19 protein-coding genes and 2 pseudogenes are annotated in these 20,614 nt (G+C 49.1%); 10 read left to right on the top strand and 11 right to left on the bottom strand.

Annotated features, from left to right (window positions below; genetic code table 11):
* Positions 1–21: 21 nt before the first annotated feature.
* Positions 22–183, top strand: a pseudogene (locus SK35_RS22515) (transposase); the annotation flags it as partial.
* Here SK35_RS22515 and SK35_RS22510 read toward each other — a convergent pair.
* From SK35_RS22510 to SK35_RS26935, 5 genes and pseudogenes are all read right to left on the bottom strand, one after another.
* Positions 179–1,375, bottom strand: coding sequence for a hypothetical protein (locus SK35_RS22510; protein ID WP_048215123.1), 1,197 nt, complete (start codon positions 1,373–1,375; stop codon positions 179–181). The pseudogene SK35_RS22515 and the gene SK35_RS22510 sit on opposite strands and share 5 nt — an antisense overlap.
* A complete protein-coding gene (locus SK35_RS22505; protein WP_048215122.1) occupies positions 1,372–3,009 on the bottom strand; it encodes an AAA family ATPase in 1,638 nt (545 codons plus the stop codon). Before SK35_RS22505 ends, SK35_RS22510 begins: the two co-directional genes overlap by 4 nt.
* Positions 3,010–3,231: 222 nt before the next feature.
* Positions 3,232–3,453 carry an integrase domain-containing protein gene (locus SK35_RS26945; RefSeq protein ID WP_053071026.1) on the bottom strand — a complete coding sequence of 74 codons (222 nt, stop codon included), beginning with the start codon at positions 3,451–3,453 and terminating at the stop codon, positions 3,232–3,234.
* 186 nt (positions 3,454–3,639) lie between these two features.
* Positions 3,640–3,684: a hypothetical protein gene (locus SK35_RS26940; protein ID WP_251365199.1), complete on the bottom strand. Its 45-nt coding sequence runs from the start codon at positions 3,682–3,684 to the stop codon at positions 3,640–3,642.
* 84 nt (positions 3,685–3,768) lie between these two features.
* A pseudogene (locus SK35_RS26935) lies at positions 3,769–3,897 on the bottom strand (IS3 family transposase); the annotation flags it as partial.
* A gap of 166 nt (positions 3,898–4,063) precedes the next feature.
* Between SK35_RS26935 and SK35_RS22495 the strand changes: the two are divergent.
* Positions 4,064–4,240: a hypothetical protein gene (locus SK35_RS22495; RefSeq protein ID WP_156174781.1), complete on the top strand. Its 177-nt coding sequence runs from the start codon at positions 4,064–4,066 to the stop codon at positions 4,238–4,240.
* Between the two features lie 243 nt (positions 4,241–4,483).
* Here the strand turns inward: SK35_RS22495 and SK35_RS22490 are convergent, their stop codons facing one another.
* Positions 4,484–4,765 carry a YjcB family protein gene (locus tag SK35_RS22490; RefSeq protein ID WP_003826625.1) on the bottom strand — a complete coding sequence of 94 codons (282 nt, stop codon included), beginning with the start codon at positions 4,763–4,765 and terminating at the stop codon, positions 4,484–4,486.
* A 552-nt stretch (positions 4,766–5,317) separates the two neighbouring features.
* Between SK35_RS22490 and SK35_RS22485 the strand changes: the two genes are divergently transcribed.
* Positions 5,318–6,904, top strand: coding sequence for an EAL domain-containing protein (locus tag SK35_RS22485; protein ID WP_048215121.1), 1,587 nt, complete (start codon positions 5,318–5,320; stop codon positions 6,902–6,904).
* Between the two features lie 2 nt (positions 6,905–6,906).
* On the opposite strand, the gene soxS is transcribed toward SK35_RS22485, so the two are convergent.
* Positions 6,907–7,230 (bottom strand): superoxide response transcriptional regulator SoxS, encoded by a 324-nt coding sequence (soxS, locus tag SK35_RS22480; protein ID WP_003031731.1) that lies wholly within the window; start codon positions 7,228–7,230, stop codon positions 6,907–6,909.
* An 86-nt stretch (positions 7,231–7,316) separates the two neighbouring features.
* On the opposite strand from soxS, the gene soxR reads away from it, so the two are divergent.
* From soxR to SK35_RS22460, 4 genes are all read left to right on the top strand, one after another.
* Positions 7,317–7,775 carry a redox-sensitive transcriptional activator SoxR gene (soxR, locus tag SK35_RS22475; RefSeq protein ID WP_003826630.1) on the top strand — a complete coding sequence of 153 codons (459 nt, stop codon included), beginning with the start codon at positions 7,317–7,319 and terminating at the stop codon, positions 7,773–7,775.
* 608 nt (positions 7,776–8,383) lie between these two features.
* Entirely contained in the window at positions 8,384–9,733 is a 1,350-nt protein-coding gene (ghxP, locus tag SK35_RS22470) for a guanine/hypoxanthine transporter GhxP (RefSeq protein ID WP_003826632.1), read from the top strand.
* Positions 9,734–9,890: 157 nt separating this feature from the next.
* Complete coding sequence (locus SK35_RS22465) at positions 9,891–11,537, top strand: Na+/H+ antiporter (RefSeq protein ID WP_003826634.1); 1,647 nt, start codon at positions 9,891–9,893, stop codon at positions 11,535–11,537.
* 310 nt (positions 11,538–11,847) lie between these two features.
* Positions 11,848–12,339, top strand: a complete 492-nt coding sequence (locus tag SK35_RS22460; protein ID WP_032942104.1) for an REP-associated tyrosine transposase — start codon at positions 11,848–11,850, stop codon at positions 12,337–12,339.
* 75 nt (positions 12,340–12,414) lie between these two features.
* On the opposite strand, the gene SK35_RS22455 is transcribed toward SK35_RS22460, so the two are convergent.
* Positions 12,415–13,305, bottom strand: a complete 891-nt coding sequence (locus SK35_RS22455; protein WP_032942105.1) for a LysR family transcriptional regulator — start codon at positions 13,303–13,305, stop codon at positions 12,415–12,417.
* A 101-nt stretch (positions 13,306–13,406) separates the two neighbouring features.
* Here SK35_RS22455 and SK35_RS22450 point away from each other — a divergent pair, with 101 nt between their 5' ends.
* Both SK35_RS22450 and SK35_RS22445 read left to right on the top strand, forming a co-directional pair.
* Positions 13,407–13,817, top strand: a complete 411-nt coding sequence (locus SK35_RS22450; RefSeq protein WP_003826638.1) for a CidA/LrgA family protein — start codon at positions 13,407–13,409, stop codon at positions 13,815–13,817.
* A complete protein-coding gene (locus tag SK35_RS22445) occupies positions 13,810–14,499 on the top strand; it encodes an LrgB family protein (protein WP_003031745.1) in 690 nt (229 codons plus the stop codon). The genes SK35_RS22450 and SK35_RS22445 overlap by 8 nt, the downstream gene beginning before the upstream one ends.
* 45 nt (positions 14,500–14,544) lie before the next feature.
* On the opposite strand, the gene actP is transcribed toward SK35_RS22445, so the two are convergent.
* From actP to acs, 3 genes are all read right to left on the bottom strand, one after another.
* Positions 14,545–16,194 (bottom strand): cation/acetate symporter ActP, encoded by a 1,650-nt coding sequence (gene actP, locus SK35_RS22440; RefSeq protein WP_008786931.1) that lies wholly within the window; start codon positions 16,192–16,194, stop codon positions 14,545–14,547.
* A complete protein-coding gene (locus SK35_RS22435; protein ID WP_003031750.1) occupies positions 16,191–16,505 on the bottom strand; it encodes a DUF485 domain-containing protein in 315 nt (104 codons plus the stop codon). The genes actP and SK35_RS22435 overlap by 4 nt, the downstream gene beginning before the upstream one ends.
* Before the next feature lie 242 nt (positions 16,506–16,747).
* On the bottom strand, positions 16,748–18,706 hold the full coding sequence (gene acs, locus SK35_RS22430; protein ID WP_003826645.1) for an acetate--CoA ligase: 1,959 nt from the start codon (positions 18,704–18,706) through the stop codon (positions 16,748–16,750).
* A gap of 434 nt (positions 18,707–19,140) precedes the next feature.
* Between acs and nrfA the strand changes: the two genes are divergently transcribed.
* Positions 19,141–20,577: an ammonia-forming nitrite reductase cytochrome c552 subunit gene (gene nrfA / locus SK35_RS22425; RefSeq protein ID WP_048215120.1), complete on the top strand. Its 1,437-nt coding sequence runs from the start codon at positions 19,141–19,143 to the stop codon at positions 20,575–20,577.
* Positions 20,578–20,614 lie beyond the last annotated feature (37 nt).

The raw sequence follows: 20,614 nt of genomic DNA, 5'->3' as shown, positions 1-20,614 counted from the left end.
TAAGCCACATGAGGACATCCCATGAAGAAGCGTTTTTCCGACGAACAGATCATCAGTATTCTCCGCGAAGCGGAAGCCGGAGTTTCTGCCCGCAAGCACGCCATTTCCGATGCCACTTTCTACACCTGGCGCAAGAAGTTTGGTGGCATGGAAGTTCCTGAGGTGAAGCGGCTTAAATCTATATGCAGGCATTGAAGCTTGAGTTGGTCATTTGATTAACTGTGTCTAAAAGCAACTTTTTCCATCTAAAATTATTTGCCTTTTCCCCTAATTGAATTTTTAGATGTAGGTAAAATCTATTAAAATCATTTAATGTCTCATTGAGAGTTCCGGAGTCCCTTAAGAATTCAATTCTTTCCATTATCCAAGCAACTTCTTGCTTAGTATCTGGTTTGTTATAAACATCATATAGGCCAAATATTTCGGTGTTAACTTTGAATTTTTCGCTTACATTTAAAATGTCAATCGATATATTGTTTGTAGAGATCTTGACATCTGGGATGTAGTTAATTAAAAAAACTGCCTGATGTGGGATCTGATCTGTAATTAAATTAGGATTAGAAGCAGTTCTTGTGTCTCTCATAAGCTTAAATGAGTTGTTACATCTGGTTCCTGAAGGTATTAGATTATATATTGATACTGCTAAAAAAGGGTAAAGAGCTTTAGGTAAAAAATGGTCAAGAGGTGGTCTAAAGGTCTTTCGTGTAGACTGGATGGAGTGTATCGGTTCATCATTGCAATATGGACAATAGCCAATGTTATAGAAACCATTTATTTCATGACCAAATTTTTTACTAACATGTTCGTAATCAAATGCTTTTTCGAGCATATTAACCCAAATGGGAAATTTTGTAGGGTATATTTCATTCAATACGCCAGGTTTGCCATTTAGGAATCCTTTCACTTTTTCAAGGCTTTTTCTAATGTCACCCGGTAATGTAGAATTGTTAATGTAAGAGATTAACTCATCAACGATTATTTCATTCTTTACACATTTTATTCTGTTAAGCTCAGCAATTACAAGTTGTAAACAATCGATTACTTTAAGCTTATCAGCCTTGTTCCTCGTTGATTCAGGAAGCATGGACAGTTTACTAATATCAAAATCAGTAAGCAATATGGTGGGGTTATATCTTTGGATTATTATTGGTAAGTTTATTTCCAGTTCTTTTACATACCATTTTAAATAATTTGCCGGGAGCAATGTTAATTTAATTATATTGTTTAAGCTAAAATAATATTCAAATATTCTCTTGCTTTCATATGGTACAAATTGATTAATCTCACATATTTCTTTGAAAACTTTTTTAACAGATACTTCATTTCTATAGCGAACCATGAAATCCTTCGTGAATCGCGGGGTGGTTTTAATCATTGGGACGCTCCAAGCATTAATCTGATATTTTTACTTTTAATTTTCTCGATGAGTTTTTTCTGGAATTCGTCAAGGTTGTCACGACTTTCAATTATGTCATCAATATATCTTTTTGAGCGAGATCCAAAAGTTGATGATAAATGCATTCCATCAATGTAGAGCTCAGATATCGGCGTTCCAAATCCGCTGGAACTAATTTTTTCCACTTGACCAGAATTGTTTTTATTAAGTGCTACTATATTTTCAGATAGAAAGTCGCTTATGATGATGGGAGAGTGAGTAGTTAATATCACTTGTGACTTCATGTTTATTCGAAGAGATGCTAAATGTTCAATTAGCTCATCAATGAACTCTCTTTGCCACTCAGGGTGAAGATATAAATCCACCTCATCAATTATAAATATAAAGCTTTTGGTTTTTTTTTGTAACTTTAATACTGCTGCTTCAAGTTCGCAAAAGAATTTTATTAATGCATACTCTCCACTACTGAAACCTTTCCATCCATATGAAATATTATGCTTAATCACTCTTGGTATTGCGTCGAGGTGTTTGACACCACGATAGGCTTCTTCTGCACTTTCAGTTTTTACCGTGATTCTTTCATCTTCAATTACTATACTTTCTATGTTATTTTTTTTAAAAATAATCTTGTTTTCTAATAAGTATGAAAGTGACCTAAAACCGTAAATATAATTTTCTAATAATTTTTCTGAGATTGAATTTTTGTTAAGCCCTTTAAGGCATAACTCAAAGGATTGATTCGCATTTTCCACACCGTAACTTCTGTTATTCAAGTAGGATGAGATTAACTCAATTAAATGCATGTTGAGTTCACTGGATTCATATTTGAGTCCTGATACTAATGATTTTAGCGTAGATAAACATGTAGCATCTAATATCTGGTCAATTATTTCATCTATGGTGTTAGTTGACTCATATTTATAACTAAATATTTTATCAATTTTGTTGACGACGTAACTATTTGAGTTGCCCCGCTTGATGTTATATTTATTATTCAACTCAATTATATCGTTAAGGTTGTGGTGGTTAAATATAAATTCAAAGCTTGCTTGAGAACCCTTGAGCTTATTCCCTCTTGGATTATGTAGGAGATAGGTGTACGTCCGTAAAAAACGGTCTTTAGTATTTATTTCTATCTTTGATAGCGGTATATTTTTGACATGTCTTGATTTTTTATTTTTCGATTCTCCGGTAGGGCTCGGCAGATTATTTATCTTTATTACTTTTACGTTTTCCTTGAATAACGTAGTTTCATAAAGGTAATATATTTCATGTGGGAATTGAGATGTATTATTAACTTGTTTAACATTCATGTTGTATACATGTATTAGGTATCCACTATCGGGATCGTGCCAAACAATTATTCCTGAGCCGTTAACATAACTAAAGGAGGCTTCTATGAATTCAAGTAACGTGCTTTTACCTACGCCATTTTCACCAATTACAGCTGAGAGAGAGATTTCATCATAATATTTTTCGGGAACTAAATCTTTTTCTTTTTTATTTATTTCTATGCAGCCATGATTGAAGTTACAATCGTGCTCTGCGTTTATAGGTATGTTTATTTCGTTAAGGATTTTGTACTTTTTTATATATATGTGTGCAATTTTCATTTGATTTATTAACCAGTAATATTTTTTGATATTTATCTACCATAAACTCTCGAAACATTGCAACCTTTTCCATCTCCATGTTCCAAATCCATCGAAACCATGGCCTCAGCTTCTTTCCTGCTAAGGCAATTTTTCCTATGCTACTCTGTAGTCTCTCGTATATCTGCATATCTCAGCCTGTGCGGCGCTTTTTCCCAGAAAAACTCGCATCCTTAAACACATTTACGTAGCGATCGCACTCCTCAGCCCAAGTTTATCGACCAACTTACTACCGTGCGCGACCGAATATGCTACCGCAGCATTTAAGCCGTGCACCAACTCATTGCACCTAGCGACCGTTGTATTTCTCGGTCTGCCGCCTTTGGTGCCGGATACAACACGCAACAGTACATCCCCACGCGCCAGCGCCTGTTGCCACGTCTTAAGTGATTTTGCCGACTGCACCGTTTCTTCTGTTCACAGCCCCTAAATAGCGCGTAATCACCATCGGCAATGCGATGCCTTTGCCTTTACTACGTACGAGGGCGAGCACATCATGAATCAAATTCTTATGCTTTGGAGCAGACGGTTTGGTTTTGCCTGCAGTGGCCTCAGCCGCTCGCAGATCCGCATTTCTTTTTGAAGCGTACGCTAAGAAATTTCATTTGCCAGACGGCTTCTTACGTAATGCTCGATGTGGTGGGGCTTGATATGGTTTACTGATCTTACCCGTGTAATGTGGACACACCTATAAGTGAGGGACTGGTTTTCAAACTGCTCCTAGCTGAGATCGCAGCAGGCACTGTGGCGACGCCACCGATTGCAATCACACTCTATCTCTATGTAGTTGAACACTGCAGCCCGCATTATCTCACGGCTGGTAAAGCGTTCCCCCCCGATGGCAGACAATTAATATTCTCTGCGAAGTTAAGGCAGGCATTTATACCTGCGAGTATTGCTGTAAACACGCTATTGTAAGTATCTAATGATGGGTGCAGGTCAAAGTTTTAAAGTGATATAATAACCTGCTGATAAACACAATTAACAGATGATCCTTTCATCTAAAGGATTTTAGATGGATAAAAAACTCTCTGAAAGTCTTGTATGTAGTATGGAAGAAATGCTCTTAATTGAGAAAGGCGAGTTTTTCCTATTGTCTGAAAATGTTCATTTGCACGTCGTTCCTGTTTCTGAAGAAGCCTATGAAGCAACAGGTTTAGAAGATACTCTTCATACGCCAAACGACGAGTGAATGTGTAAATTGTAAACTTTCTATCTTTACATTTGGTCCCATCTTTTACAAAACGCATTGACTGATGTACTGAAATGTATGTGTTAACTTAACATATGTAGCGTTTTTTATTTTAAAGCTAACTTAATCAATGGGTTGTCCTTCTTTATCGGTTTTATATGTGAACTACCGTTCTAATCCCACTGCGCTACGCTGAAAATAATGGCTACCTCAAGACTGGGGTAGCCATATGCAATTTTGTTATCAGTTCAACACCATCGGCCAATCTGGCGGTGTGTGGCTCATCACGTCAACCATTACGGTTTCAATGTTCTTCCAGATAGCGGACATATCCACCAGGGTTATGCCGAGCAATCCAGTCGCAAACCAGCAGGCAAAAACCAGCCCCAAACCGCTGCTAATGACGGCCAGGCCAATATAATCTGATTTACGAAAACGGATATTGAGCGTACTGGCTAAAAACATCAGCACCGCGCTGAGTAGTTGCCACCGCAGAAGAACCACGCCAGTTGTTATTGTCGCCATGAAAAACGTCCTCAGAAAGTCTGGATGCCCAGGACAGCGCGGGGGTGTTCACCGAGGGTGTGATACTCTGGCTATCGACGGGCAATAACATGAATGAAACATTGTTTCTGTTACATGATTTTTGTGAACTATATCACATCTGGTCGTTTGTTCACCAGTATTGGCCGTTATTTTTGTAGGCTTATAACCACTCTAAATGTGTGGTTTTGTTTAATGAAGAGTTGATAATAAATAACCATCTTTTAAACATACATTTAATCTACTTGTTATATTTATCCTAAATTAAACGTTAAAAAAATTTAATGAATTTCTTAAATGCAGCCAGGATAATGCTCATAAAAAATTACTCCGTGGGGATAATAACGTTATGAAATAAGCATAACTTTAAGTTTGCCTTACGGAAAAATAATATCATCATCAACTATTATCAGACTTTTACATAGAGAAGTCTGTTGCTAATACTGATAGATTCATGCAACTTAATCAGTCGGTGTTTATAGCATCCTGCCTTGATGGGTTCTGGCATATACGAAACAGGGAAATAGGGCTGACATGAATCACAGTGCGCGACGCAAGATGCTGAAGTTCCTGGGAACATTCATGGTGGTATTGTTCCCCGTGGTGCTGGCGATATGGTTTGCGCACATCCGGGCGATGACCGAAACCCATAGCCAACTCCGCTCTTTTGCTCAACTGGTGTTAAATAAAACAGAATTGGTGATCCTACAAGCTGATTTGGCGCGTGATATGGCCCAGTTGTATCAGGGTAAGATGTGTACCCCGGCACATCAGAAAAGTATGCTAAATATTATTCGCGGTCGTTTATATATCAGTGAGCTAATTTATGCGCAGGGCGATCATTTTTTGTGCTCTACGTCTATGACGCCGCCTGTTACTTATATTATGCCGACACCTGACTATAAACGTACGCCGGATATCGCCATCTATTACTACCGCGATACCCCTTTTTTCGCTGGCTACAGAATGACGTACATGCAACGCGGGAACTACGTCGCAGTCATCAATCCATTGTCCTACAGCGAAGTCATGTCAGATGATCCGGATCTCTCCTGGGGCGTGTATGACACAGTAACAGATACGTTTTTCTCTGCCAGCGAAGCGGCAAATATTGCGCAATTCGCGCCGCTCATACGCGGTGAAGCCTCGACCTTTCAACAAGACGATCGCTTCTACACCATCGTGCATTCTGAAAAACGTCCAATTGCGATTATTGTGTCGACCTCAGACAACCGCGTAAGTCAGATTTTCTATCACGAGGCGGTATTAACCATCCCCTTCGGGATTATCTGCAGCATCCTGATATTGCTAATGTGGTGGCGCACGCGCCAGGAATACTTATCCCCTCGGCGTTTGCTAAAACGCGCGATCAAAAAACGTCAGCTTTGCCTGCATTACCAGCCGATTATTGATATTAAGAATGGGCAATGTGTTGGTGCTGAAGCTCTGCTGCGCTGGCCGGGCTGTAAAGGTGAGGTGATGAGCCCGACGGAGTTTATTCCGCTGGCTGAAAAAGAGGGAATGATTGAGCGGATCACGGATTATGTCGTTGAAGAGGTGTTCAACGATTTGGGGTATTTTCTTTCGGCGCATCCTCAGCTTTCTATATCGATTAACCTTTCCGCTTCTGACTTTCATTCATCCCGATTGATTGCTCTGATTAACGACAAAAATCGTGAGTACTCCGTGGCGGCCCAGCAAATTAAAGTCGAAGTGACCGAGCGTGGGTTCATAGATGTACATAAAATGACCCCCGTAATCCAGGCGTTCCGCAAAGCGGGTTATGAAGTGGCATTTGATGATTTTGGCACGGGATATTCCAATCTGCATAATTTGTCAGCGCTGAATGTCGATATCCTGAAGATCGACAAATCGTTTATTAGCACGTTGTCCACTAACAGCACCAGTCACTTGATTGCCGAACATATTATTGAGATGGCACAAAGCTTACACCTGAAGACGATTGCGGAAGGGGTGGAAACGAAGGAGCAAATCGAATGGCTGCTTGAACGCGGCGTACAGTATTGTCAGGGCTGGTATTTTGCGAAGGCGCTGCCGCCGCAGGAGTTCATGCACTGGATACAACGGTCGCCCGCCATACTGACGCAGAGCGGGCAATAATCTTACAGACGATGGCGGTAGTCGCTGGGAGTACGATCAAATTCGCGGCGAAACACACGCGAGAAGGTTTGTTGCGACACATAACCAAGATCCATCGCGATATCAAAAATAGGTCGCTCAGTTGTCCGCAGTTCAACGGCGGCCAGCAAAAGCCGACGCTGGCGGATGTAGTCACCCAAGGTCTGGCGCGTCACCGTGCGGAACATTCTTTGTAAATACCACTTCGAGTAACCTGATTTTTTCGCCACCGCCTCAATGTTCAGCGGTTGATCGATATGTTCATCAATCCATTCAATAAGGGTCTGAATAATCTGCTGATGGGACATAGGGCTGCCTCTTTCTCAGTATTCGATTCGTCGTTTTGTCTGTGGGCGAGTATAATTCCTCAAGTTAACTTGAGGTAAAGCGATTTATGGAAAAGAAATTACCCCGGATAAAAGCGCTGCTCACACCAGGTGAAGTCGCCAAACGTAGCGGCGTGGCGGTATCGACCCTGCATTTCTATGAAAGCAAAGGGTTAATCAGTAGCATGCGCAACAGCGGCAATCAGCGCCGATACAAACGTGATGTGTTGCGTTACGTCGCGATAATCAAGATTGCTCAACGCATCGGGATCCCGCTGGCCACGATCGGTGACGCGTTAGGGGTATTACCTGAGGGGCATTCGCTTAGTGCCAAAGAGTGGAAGCAGCTCTCTTCGCAATGGCGTGAAGAACTGGACCGACGCATCCATACTCTGGTGGCGTTACGCGATGAGCTGGATGGGTGTATTGGTTGCGGATGCTTGTCACGTAGCGATTGCCCGTTGCGTAACCCTGGCGATCAGCTTGGTGAGCAGGGGACCGGAGCGCGCCTGCTGGAAGATGATTAATTGGTTTAAAATATGTGACGGGTATGAAGGATATAAAACTAAAGCGCCACAGAGGGCGCTTTAGTTTGGTTCCGGTCTTTGTCTTTCACTCTATCCCGCTGGTTCACGGGAGGGTTTCCCCCGACATCAACACCCCTCAGTCGAGCACATTAGGGGAGGTTCCGGCCTGTGTTGATAATGTAAGTGTAAGCCACCTCTCTCCATTTGCCAGTGAAATGGTGATTTTTTAGCCAAAAAATTTTACGCATCTTCACCTGTTTTCTTGCGCGAGTTGCGCGAAATAAACACGCCGATGTTGTAATAACTCCGCGAAATTTGTTGCCAAATTGCGCATTGACGATAACGTTTGCGCATCGACTGGTTATTTCTTGCGCGTTATAAGAAGAAATGAGTAAAAAGCGGCAAAGTTCAGTTGATAACCAGCGTATGATCGCTGGATAATCGTTTGCTTTTTTTTACCACCCGTTTTTTATGCGCGGAGCTAAACGTTTGCTTTTTTGCGACACCCCTATTGACGCAAACCTGGCACATGGAGAAAACGTTTAGCAGGCAGTGGATTGTCCAGCACGCATAATGACGAAAAAATAAACTCTCAGGGGATGTTTTCTATGTCTACGCCTTCAGCGCGTACCGGCGGTTCACTCGACGCCTGGTTTAAAATTTCGCTCCGCGGCAGTACCGTTCGTCAGGAAGTCGTTGCCGGATTAACGACCTTCCTGGCCATGGTCTACTCCGTTATTGTGGTTCCGGGGATGCTGGGTAAAGCCGGGTTCCCACCTGCTGCTGTATTTGTGGCGACCTGTCTGGTCGCGGGCGTCGGTTCTATTGTGATGGGCCTGTGGGCAAACCTGCCGCTGGCAATTGGTTGCGCCATTTCTCTGACCGCATTTACCGCATTCAGCCTGGTGCTGGGCCAACATATTAGCGTGCCCGTTGCGCTGGGTGCGGTGTTCCTGATGGGTGTCCTGTTTACCATCATTTCCGCGACCGGTATCCGTAGCTGGATCCTGCGCAATCTGCCGCAGGGCGTTGCGCATGGTACGGGGATTGGTATCGGCCTGTTCCTGCTGCTGATTGCGGCAAACGGTGTCGGTCTGGTAATTAAGAACCCGCTGGACGGCCTGCCGGTTGCGCTGGGTGACTTCGATACCTTCCCGGTCATTATGTCGTTAATTGGTCTGGCGGTGATTATTGGCCTCGAAAAACTGAAAGTACCGGGTGGCATTCTGCTGACCATTATCGGTATTTCCGTGGTTGGTCTGATTTTCGACCCGGCCGTGCATTTCTCCGGCATTTTTGCCATGCCGTCTCTGAGTGATGAAAACGGCAACTCGCTGATCGGCAGCCTGGATATCATGGGGGCACTGAACCCGATTGTCCTGCCGAGCGTGCTGGCGCTGGTCATGACCGCTGTCTTCGATGCAACCGGAACCATCCGCGCGGTAGCCGGACAGGCGAATCTGCTGGATAAAGACGGACAGATTATCGACGGTGGTAAGGCGCTGACCACTGACTCCCTGAGCAGCGTGTTCTCTGGTCTGGTGGGCGCAGCTCCGGCGGCGGTTTACATTGAATCCGCAGCGGGTACGGCGGCAGGCGGTAAAACTGGCCTGACAGCGATCACCGTTGGCGTACTGTTCCTGCTGATCCTGTTCCTCTCTCCGCTCTCTTATCTTGTACCTGTGTACGCAACGGCACCTGCGCTGATGTATGTGGGTCTGTTGATGCTGAGCAACGTCGCGAAAATCGATTTCGCTGACTTTGTCGACGCAATGGCAGGACTAGTGACGGCCGTATTTATCGTGCTGACCTGTAACATCGTTACCGGCATCATGATTGGCTTTGCTACCCTGGTAATTGGCCGCATCGTTTCTGGTGAATGGCGCAAACTGAACATCGGCACCGTGGTGATCGCCATCGCGCTGGTGGCCTTCTACGCCGGCGGTTGGGCTATCTGATTCTGATTTCCTGACGATCCTAAAAACGGGTGGCTTTGGCCGCCCGTTTTCATTTTCAGAACACACTCGTTGTCTTTTGCGTTACTCTCAATTAGATAGAATTGAGGCACGACGCCTCTCATTAGCAATCATAAGAAACATCGCAAACAGGGAACGCATGGAAATCTTTTTCACCATACTCATCATGACCCTTGTGGTCTCGCTGTCGGGGGTATTTACTCGCGTATTGCCCTTCCAACTTCCTTTACCCCTTATGCAGATCGCCATCGGCGCCTTGCTGGCGTGGCCGACGTTTGGTTTGCATGTGGAATTCGATCCTGAGCTGTTCCTGGTTCTGTTCATCCCGCCGCTGCTCTTTGCCGATGGCTGGAAGACGCCAACGCGTGAGTTTCTCGAGCACGGGCGAGAGATTTTCGGCCTGGCGTTGGCGCTGGTGCTGGTCACGGTGGTCGGCATTGGATTTATGATTTACTGGCTGGTGCCGGGGATCCCTCTCATCCCAGCCTTTGCTCTGGCTGCTGTGCTATCGCCAACCGATGCCGTCGCACTTTCCGGCATTGTGGGAGAGGGACGTATACCGAAGAAAATCATGGGTATCCTGCAGGGCGAAGCGTTGATGAACGACGCCTCCGGTCTGGTCTCTCTGAAGTTTGCCGTCGCCGTGGCGATGGGGACGATGGTGTTTACCGTTGGTGGCGCAACGCTTGAGTTCTTCAAAGTGGCGATTGGCGGCATCCTGGCTGGTTTTGTCGTCAGTTGGCTGTACGGCCGCTCCCTGCGCTTCCTCAGCCGCTGGGGCGGGGACGAGCCGGCAACGCAAATCGTCCTGCTGTTCCTGCTGCCGTTTGCGTCTTACCTGATTGCGGAACATATCGGCGTTTCCGGTATCCTCGCGGCGGTCGCTGCCGGGATGACGATCACCCGTTCCGGGGTGATGCGCCGCGCGCCGCTGGCGATGCGTTTACGTGCTAACAGTACCTGGGCGATGCTGGAGTTTGTGTTTAACGGCATGGTCTTCTTGCTGTTAGGGCTACAGTTACCGGGAATTCTGGAGTCTTCTTTGGCGGCGGCCGAGGCCGATCCGAATGTTGAAATCTGGATGCTGTTTACCGATGTCGTGCTGATTTACGTGGCGCTAATGCTGGTACGTTTTGGCTGGCTGTGGACCATGAAAAAGTTCAGTCTGCGCTTCCTGAAGAAAAAACCGATGGAGTTTGGATCCTGGACGACGCGTGAAATCATGATCGCCTCTTTTGCCGGTGTACGCGGGGCAATTACCCTCGCCGGTGTGCTCTCCATTCCACTGTTGTTACCGGATGGTAGCGGCTTCCCGGCGCGATATGAGCTGATCTTCCTTGCCGCAGGCGTGATCCTGTTCTCGCTGTTTGTCGGCGTGGTGATGCTGCCGATTCTGCTACAACATCTGGAAGTGGCAGACCACTCGCAGCAGCAGAAAGAGGAACGTATTGCCCGCGCCGCCACGGCAGAAGTGGCAATTGTCGCGATCCAGAAAATGGAGGAGCGACTGGCCGCAGACACCGAAGAGAACATCGATAACCAGTTGCTCACCGAGGTGAGTTCACGCGTGATTGGTAACCTGCGCCGACGCGCCGACGGGCGCAACGATGTGGAAAGCTCGATGCAGGAAGAAAACCTCGAGCGACGTTTCCGCCTGGCAGCGCTGCGTTCAGAACGCGCGGAGCTTTATCACCTGCGCGCCACGCGTGAAATCAGCAATGAAACGCTGCAAAAACTACTGCACGACCTGGATTTGCTGGAAGCGCTGTTGATTGAGAATCAGTAAACGATAGCGCCTGATGCGCTACGCTTATCAGGCCTACAAAACCGGCAACAGCGATGTAGGCCGGATAAGGCGCTAGCCGCATCCGGCGAAGGGGGTGCCTGATGCGCTACGCTTATCTGGCCTACAAGACCGGCAATAGCGATGTAGGCCGGATAAGGCGTTAGCCGCATCCGGCGAAAGGTGGGCCAAATGCCGCGCAACTGGCTGCAAGAAATTATTCATCGTGTAATTTGCGAGCGGCTTTCCTGAACGAAACCATCCCTCTTGTCGATTCCCTCTTTTCTCCATACGGTTGAGGAAAGGGGGAAACATGTCCAACTATCGACGAAATTACATCAATGGGGGAACCTGGTTTTTTACGGTAAATCTGCAGGACCGTCGAAGCCACCTTCTGACAGACAACATTCACGCGCTTCGGTGTGCAATCGCTGCGGTCAAAAAGGTTAGGCCTTTTCGCATCAATGCGTGGGTCGTTTTACCCGAGCATATGCATTGTATATGGACGTTACCTGGCAATGATGCGGATTATTCCTCTCGCTGGCGGGAAATTAAGAAGCATTTCACCCACTCATTGTCTTCCCGACATATCTGGCAATCTCGCTTTTGGGAGCACACCATCCGTGATGAACATGATTATCGCCAGCATGTTGATTATATTTACATTAACCCGGTGAAGCACGGTTGGGTAAAGCAGGTACAGGCTTGGCCTTTTTCAACATTTCATCGTGATGTGAGGCACGGTTTGTACCCGCAAGATTGGGCAGGTGAAATCATGGATTTTAATGCGGGTGAACGTGCCTGATGCGCTACGCTTATCAGGCCTACAACACCGGCATACCGATGTAGGCCGGATAAGGCGTTAGCCGCATCCGGCATTTTACGACGCTTGCGGTAGCCAAAACCCTTCACAGCATTTGAGCCACGCCTGTGCGCTGTGCGACAGATACACGCCTTCGCGCCAAATCATGCCCAACTGCCAGCGTAAGTCACTCTCCAGAGGGATCCAGCGCAACGTTTGCTTATCCAGCCGCTGGCAAATCGGCTCCGGTAAAATGGCAATCCCGACCCCGGCTTGTACCATTGCCGCCAGAAAATCCCACTGCCCGCTGCGCACCGCGATGCGGGGTTTGACGTTGTGTTGGCTAAACAGCTCAAGCAATTGGCGGCTCAACGCGAAATCTTCGTTGTAGATAAGCAGCGGATGTTCCGCCAGCGCCTCGGGGGAAATGGATTCGCACGTTGTCCACTGACCGGAGCGAGGAACCAACACGCAGAGTGGATGGCTAAAAAGCGGTAAGGTTGCCAGACCGCTCTCTTCTTCAACCGGCAGCGCGGTCATCGCGACATCCAGGTCACCGTTCATTACCGCCTGCTGAACGGTTAAGCCGCCAAATTCAGAGACCTTCAGCTCAACGCCGGGATAGCGCTGGCGAAACAGGCCGATCGGCCCAGCCATTAACATCCCCACCATGGGCGGGATACCGAGGCGCAGCACGCCCTTGTTGAGGTGATTTATGTCACTGAGTTCCGCTTCAAGCTGGCGAAACTCGGCAAGGATCGCCAGGCCGCGTTCGAAAACGACCTGCCCGGTGTCGGTTAACAGCAGTCGCCGACCATCGCGGATTAACAGCGTGCAGTTAAGCTCGTCTTCAAGGTTCTTCAACATCTTGCTGATGGTGGGCTGGGTGACAAAAAGCTTCTCCGCTGCGCGGGTAAAGCTCTGCTGACGAACCACCTCAACAAAATATCGCAGCGTTCTGATATCCATGATTATTCCTTAAGACTATGCCTGCAATGAGTTTAATTCATTTCAGTCCTGGAAGGGGGCTCTCTATACTGGCGCTCTCTATTTTTTAAGGACATACCCTCATGGCTGTGGCGATAAGCCGCGTGACGCCTGCTGTTATTCATCGACTCCAGATTCCTGTTCAGGTTCTGTTGTACGCAGGTCTTTTTGTATTTGCTCAATATCTTGTCTCCTGGCTGCATCTGCCGCTTCCCGCCAACCTGGTCGGGATGGTGCTGATGCTGGCGTTAATTGTCTGTCGGGTTATCCCGCTGAACTGGATTCGCGCAGGTGCTCGCTGGTTACTGGCTGAAATGCTGCTGTTTTTTGTCCCGGCGGTGGTCGCCGTTGTGAACTACACGCAGCTGTTGCTGGTTGATGGCTGGCGTATATTTGCCGTGATTGCGATCAGTACGCTGATGGTGCTCGGCGCAACGGCGTGGGTGGTGGATAAAGTGTATCGCTATGAAATGCGCAGGCTAAACCGTGAGTAATTTCCAGTTAAGCGTGTTGTGTCTGGTGATTACGCTGGGTATCTACTTTGCCAATAAGCGCCTGTATCGCCGTTTTCGTAAATTACCCCTGATGCCATTAGTTCTCACCCCGGCCCTGCTGGTGCTGATGCTGGTTTTCGGCCATATCTCATGGCAAAACTATATTGGTGAATCGCACTGGTTGCTGTGGTTGTTAGGCCCGGCGACCATCGCGTTTGCTGTTCCGGTGTATGACAACCTTGCCGTGATTAAGCGTCACTGGATGTCGCTGACGGCGGGCGTGGTAACGGCAACGCTGGTGGCCGTCACCAGTTCCGTATGGCTGGCGCGCCTGTTTATGTTGCCTGATGAGATCCAACGCAGTCTGGCGGTGCGCTCCGTCACCACACCGTTTGCGCTGGCGGCGGCAGAACCGTTGGGCGGGCAGCCGGACCTGGTGGCATTGTTCGTGGTGGTGACCGGCGTATTTGGTATGGCGGTCGGCGATGTGCTGTTTTTACGGCTTTCCATTCGTGAAGGGATGGCGAAAGGCGCAGGATTTGGCGCAGCATCGCACGGTGCGGGCACGGCACGCTCTTATGAACTCGGTCAGCAGGAAGGGGTCGTTGCCAGCCTGGTGATGATGCTTTCCGGCGTGGTAATGGTGCTGGTGGCACCGCTGGTGGCGAGGCTGATGTTCTGAGGAAAGATATATTCCTCCGGCCCGAAAGCCGGAGGAGAAGGGAAGTTAGTGCGCGCGACCTTGTTCTACGCCGTACCCGGTCTGGGAACGGATGAACTGAGCACGGAACTGCTCGCGTTCGCGGTTGCCTTCTTCTGAGTTGTCGGTGGCAGAGAAGAACCAGATCCCGAGGAATGCTACGCTGATGGAGAACAGCGCCGGATACTCATACGGGAAAATGGCTTTTTCGTGACCGAGGATCTGGACCCAAATCGTTGGACCAAGAATCATCAGCACCACTGCCGTCAGCAGGCCTAACCAGCCACCCAACATTGCGCCACGCGTGGTCAGTTTCGACCAGTACATAGAGAGCAGAATGATGGGGAAGTTACAGCTCGCCGCGATGGCGAACGCCAGGCCGACCATGAAGGCGATGTTCTGGTTTTCGAACAGCACGCCGAGCACGATGGCAATCACGCCCAGCACCAGCACGGTGATTTTCGAAACCCGCAGCTCTTCACGTTCGGTGGCGCCTTTGCGGAACACGTTAGCGTACAGGTCGTGAGACACTGCCGATGCGCCCGCCAGCGTCAGACCGGCAACCACCGCCAGAATGGTGGCAAACGCCACGGCTGAGATGAAGCCGAGGAACAGGTTACCGCCCACCGCATTCGCCAGGTGAACCGCCGCCATGTTATTACCGCCAATCAGCGCGCCCGCAGCATCTTTGTACGCCGGATTTGCACCTACCAGCATGATTGCGCCAAAGCCGATGATAAAGGTCAGGATATAGAAATAACCCATAAAACCGGTGGCGTAGAACACGCTCTTACGTGCTTCACGGGCATCGCTAACCGTGAAGAAGCGCATCAGGATGTGCGGCAAGCCCGCCGTACCAAACATCAGGCCGAGACCTAACGACAGTGCGGAGATTGGGTCTTTTACCAACCCGCCCGGGCTCATAATGGCTGAACCTTTCGGGTGTACCGCCATCGCTTCGGTGAACAGATTATTGAAGCTAAAGCCGACGTGCTTCATCACCATAAAGGCCATAAAGCTGGCACCGAACAGCAACAGTACGGCTTTGATGATCTGTACCCAGGTGGTCGCCAACATGCCGCCAAACAAAACGTACATCATCATCAGCACGCCAACCAGTACGACAGCGATGTGATAGTTCAGACCAAACAGCAGCTCAATCAGCTTACCTGCGCCAACCATCTGCGCGATCAGATACAGCGCAACCACCACCAGGGAACCACAGGCGGACAGAATACGGATTGGCCCTTGCTTCAGACGATAAGACGCAACGTCTGCAAAGGTGTAACGACCCAGGTTACGCAAACGCTCAGCAATCAGGAACAGAATAATTGGCCAGCCGACCAGGAAGCCGAGTGAATAGATCAGCCCGTCATAACCGGAGGTAAAGACCAGCGCGGAAATCCCGAGGAACGATGCCGCCGACATATAGTCGCCCGCAATCGCCAGCCCGTTCTGGAAACCGGTGATGTTACCGCCAGCGGTGTAGTAGTCATTACGCGAACGTACGCGCTTTGACGCCCAGTAGGTAATGCCGAGCGTAAAGATGACGAAAATCAGGAACATGATAATCGCCTGCCAGTTGGTTGGCTGGCGTTGGACTGCACCGCTAATAGCATCCGCCGCGTTTGCGGCGAAGGGCAGCGTGGCGGCAAGCGCCGTCAGGACTCTCTTCATGATGCTTTAACCTCGTGCAGAACCGCATTGTTCAGGCGATCGAATTCACCGTTTGCCCGCCAGATGTAGATCCCGGTCAGGATGAAGGAGATAAGGATCACACCGACCCCAATCGGAATACCGCGGGTGACGCTGGTTCCCGCGTGTAGCGGAGTACCCAGCCAGCCCGGCGCAAAGGCAATCAATAATATAAAGCTGATATAAACTGCCAGCATGATGATGGACAGAATGGTGGCAAACCGTTGCCGTTTTTCTACTAACTCCCTGAAACGCGCACTGTCTTCTATCCGCTGATAAATTTGGTCATTCATCACAGAGCTCTCCAGAGGTCCCCCTGCGTCTTTCGTGCTACAGGTTCGTTGGCCGCACTCGCCCACCCCAGTCACATAGTGAACTATGCTCTTGGGGATGTGCTCGCTTGCCGCCTTCCTGTAACACGAAATCCTTTGGGGGAGGTTTTTTATATTTCCCTCCCGGTGAAGAGAGGGTAGGGTCAGATTTGTAGGCCGGATAAGACGCTTTCGCGTCGCCATCCGGCATTTTCAGGACTTTGTTATGATGGCATCGCGATGGCCTGCTTCTCTTCGAGCAGTTTCTCCACGACGCCAGGATCGGCGAGGGTCGAGGTATCGCCCAGATTGCTGGTATCGCCCGCCGCGATTTTGCGCAGGATGCGGCGCATGATTTTGCCGGAGCGGGTTTTCGGCAGTGAGTCGGTCCAGTGCAGCACGTCTGGCGTTGCCAACGGACCAATTTCTTTACGCACCCAGTTGCGAACCTCGGCGTACAACTCAGGTGACGGCTCTTCACCGTGATTCAGCGTGACGTAGGCGTAGATCGCCTGGCCTTTAATATTATGCGGAATTCCCACCACCGCGGCTTCGGCAATCTTCGGATGCGACACCAGCGCCGATTCGATTTCAGCCGTTCCCAGACGGTGGCCAGAGACGTTCAGCACATCGTCCACACGTCCGGTAATCCAGTAATAGCCATCTTCGTCACGGCGCGCGCCGTCGCCGCTGAAGTACATATTCTTGAAGGTAGAGAAGTAGGTTTGCTCAAAGCGTTCGTGATCGCCAAACAGCGTTCTCGCCTGGCCTGGCCACGAGTCGGTAATCACCAGGTTACCTTCCGTCGCGCCTTCCAGTGGATTACCTTCGTTATCGACAATCGCAGGCTGTACGCCAAAGAACGGACGGGTTGCAGAACCGGCTTTCAGCTCGGTAGCGCCCGGCAGTGGGGTGATCATGAATCCCCCGGTTTCGGTCTGCCACCAGGTATCGACGACCGGGCATTTTTCGTTGCCGATCTTCTTCCAGTACCACTCCCACGCTTCCGGGTTGATCGGCTCGCCAACGGAACCCAGGATACGCAGCGACGAACGGTCAGTACCTTCAATCGCTTTGTCGCCTTCTGCCATCAGTGCGCGAATGGCGGTCGGTGCGGTATACAGAATATTGACCTGGTGCTTGTCCACAACCTGTGACATACGCGCAGGCGTTGGCCAGTTTGGTACGCCTTCGAACATCAGCGTGGTTGCGCCGCAGGCCAGCGGGCCGTACAGCAGGTAGCTGTGTCCGGTTACCCAACCCACGTCAGCGGTGCACCAATAGATATCGCCTTGATGGTAATCAAACACGTACTTAAAGGTGGTTGCAGCGTAGACCAGATACCCGCCGGTAGTGTGCAGCACGCCTTTCGGCTTGCCGGTTGAACCGGAGGTATACAGGATAAACAGCGGATCTTCCGCGTTCATCTCTTCCGGTTGGTGTTCTGAGCTGGCTTTCTCGATAAGATCGGACCACCACAGGTCACGGCCTTCCTGCCACTCCGTTTTACCACCGGTACGTTTGAGGACGACCACATGTTCAACGGTCTTCACGTTCGGGTTTTTCAGCGCATCATCGACGTTCTTTTTCAACGGGATAGCGCGTCCGGCGCGTACGCCTTCATCGGCGGTGATCACCAGGCGTGAATTAGAGTCGATGATACGTCCGGCGACGGCTTCCGGTGAGAAACCACCGAAGATGACAGAATGCACGGCCCCAATGCGGGCACAGGCCAGCATGGCAACCGCAGCCTCTGGCACCATCGGCATATAAATGGCCACCACGTCACCTTTTTTAATGCCTAAATCCAGTAGCGTATTGGCGAAACGGCAGACATCGCGATGCAACTCGCGATAGGTAATGTTTTTGCTTTGGGTAGCGTCATCGCCCTCCCAGATAATGGCGGTACGATCGCCGTTTGCCTGCAGATGGCGGTCAAGGCAGTTTGCGGCCAGGTTCAGGGTGCCGTCTTCGTACCATTTAATAGACACGTTGCCTGGTGCGAAGGAGGTGTTCTTCACCTGGCTGTACGGCTTGATCCAATCAAGAATCTTTCCCTGCTCGCCCCAAAATGTGTCGGGTTCGTTAACGGATTGCTGGTATTTCTCTGCGTACTGCTCCGGATTTATCAGGCAACGATCCGCAATGTTTGCGGGAATAGCGTGTTTATGTATTTGGCTCATGGCTTTTGTTCTCCTTGTAGGATGTTAATAATATGTCTCATAAAAGTTAAATGTAGGGGCTTTGAGAGTTTTGTTTAGTATTTGCGCGGCAGATCACGCAATAAACGAATTGTGCAAATTAGCGACAAACTGAATTTTGAAGGGAACTAGCAAAAATTGATTAAGTCTCGCGATAACATGCAGTTATCTAAAGGATTGTTGAAAAGGTGATCTGTCTCTGAATTAGACAAAAGAGTGAGAGATTAGAGGGGTGTTATAACTCTAAAGTGGTATTTTACATACACTTACAATTGATTAAAGACAACATTTTCAGTGTGGTTTCTTGTTACAAATAGGGTGGAGCAATGTCATGACAGTATTCGTGTGGTTGCTGTTGTGGAAAACAATAAAAGAACCGCCATTGCAGATAATGGCGTCATCTGGATGAGACCCCTATGGCAAGGATAAAATCACGCGTACGCCGTTTCTTCAGCCTGTTATTACCTTTATTATTTATTTCTGCTGTTCACGCTGAACAAACTTCTGTACCTGCAAAAACCGTCACTGTTGAAGCGAAGAATGAAACCTTCGCACCTCAGCATCCCGATCAATATCTCTCCTGGAAAGCCACGTCTGAGCAATCAGCCCGTGAAGATGCACTGGCAGAAGATCCGCGTCTGGTGATCCTGTGGGCGGGATACCCATTCTCGCGCGATTACAACAAACCGCGGGGACACGCGTATGCCGTGACCGATGTCCGTGAAACCTTACGTACCGGCGCACCAAAAACGGCAGAAGATGGTCCGTTGCCGATGGCCTGCTGGAGCTGTAAAAGCCCGGACGTAGCGCGTCTTATCCAGAAAGACGGTGAAGATGGCTACTTCCACGGTAAATGGGCGCGCGGCGGTCCGGAAATTGTTAACAACCTCGGTTGTGCGGATTGCCATAATACCGCGTCACCAGACTTCGCCAAAGGCAAGCCAGAACTGACCCTGTCGCGTCCTTATGCAGAACGCGCGATGGAAGCCATCGGTAAACCGTTTGAGAAAGCCGGTCGCTTTGACCAGCAATCCATGGTCTGCGGCCAGTGCCACGTGGAATACTACTTCGACGGTAAAAACAAAGCCGTTAAGTTCCCGTGGGACGACGGCATGAAAGTCGAGAACATGGAGAAATACTACGACAACATTGCTTTCTCTGACTGGACCAACTCCCTGTCTAAAACGCCGATGCTGAAAGCGCAGCACCCGGAGTATGAAACCTGGAGCGCGGGCATTCACGGCAAGAACAACGTGACCTGTATCGACTGCCACATGCCGAAAGTGCAAAACGCGGAAGGCAAGATCTACACCGACCATAAGATTGGTAACCCGTTCGATAACTTCCCTCAGACCTGCGCGAACTGCCACACCCAGGACAAAGCGTCCCTGCAAAAAGTGGTCGCCGAGCGTAAACAGGCTATTCATGACCTGAAAATCAAAGTTGAAGATCAGCTGGTTCGTGCGCACTTCGAAGCGAAAGCCGCATGGGATGCGGGTGCGACTGAAGCGGAAATGAAGCCGATTCTGGAAGATATCCGTCACGCACAATGGCGCTGGGACCTGTCTATCGCCTCACACGGCATTCATATGCACGCCCCGGAAGAAGGTCTGCGGATGCTGGGTAGCGCAATGGATAAAGCCGCCGACGCGCGTACCAAACTGGTCCGTCTGCTGGCGACCAAAGGCATCACGCATGAAATTCCGTTGCCGGATATCTCGACCAAAGAGAAAGCCCAGGCGTCGATTGGTCTCAACATGCAGCAAATCAATGCTGAGAAGCAGGACTTCATCAAAACGGTGATTCCGCAGTGGGAAGATCAGGCGCGTAAAAACGGTCTGTTAAGCCAATAACCCCATTTCGCCCCGCAAGGGGCGGATAACTCAACGG

The organism is Citrobacter sp. MGH105, from assembly GCF_001037485.2.
In the GTDB taxonomy this organism is placed as follows: Bacteria; Pseudomonadota; Gammaproteobacteria; order Enterobacterales; family Enterobacteriaceae; genus Citrobacter; species Citrobacter portucalensis.
Note: the sequence above shows the minus strand (reverse complement) of the source record. Positions and strands in the feature narration are given on the sequence as shown.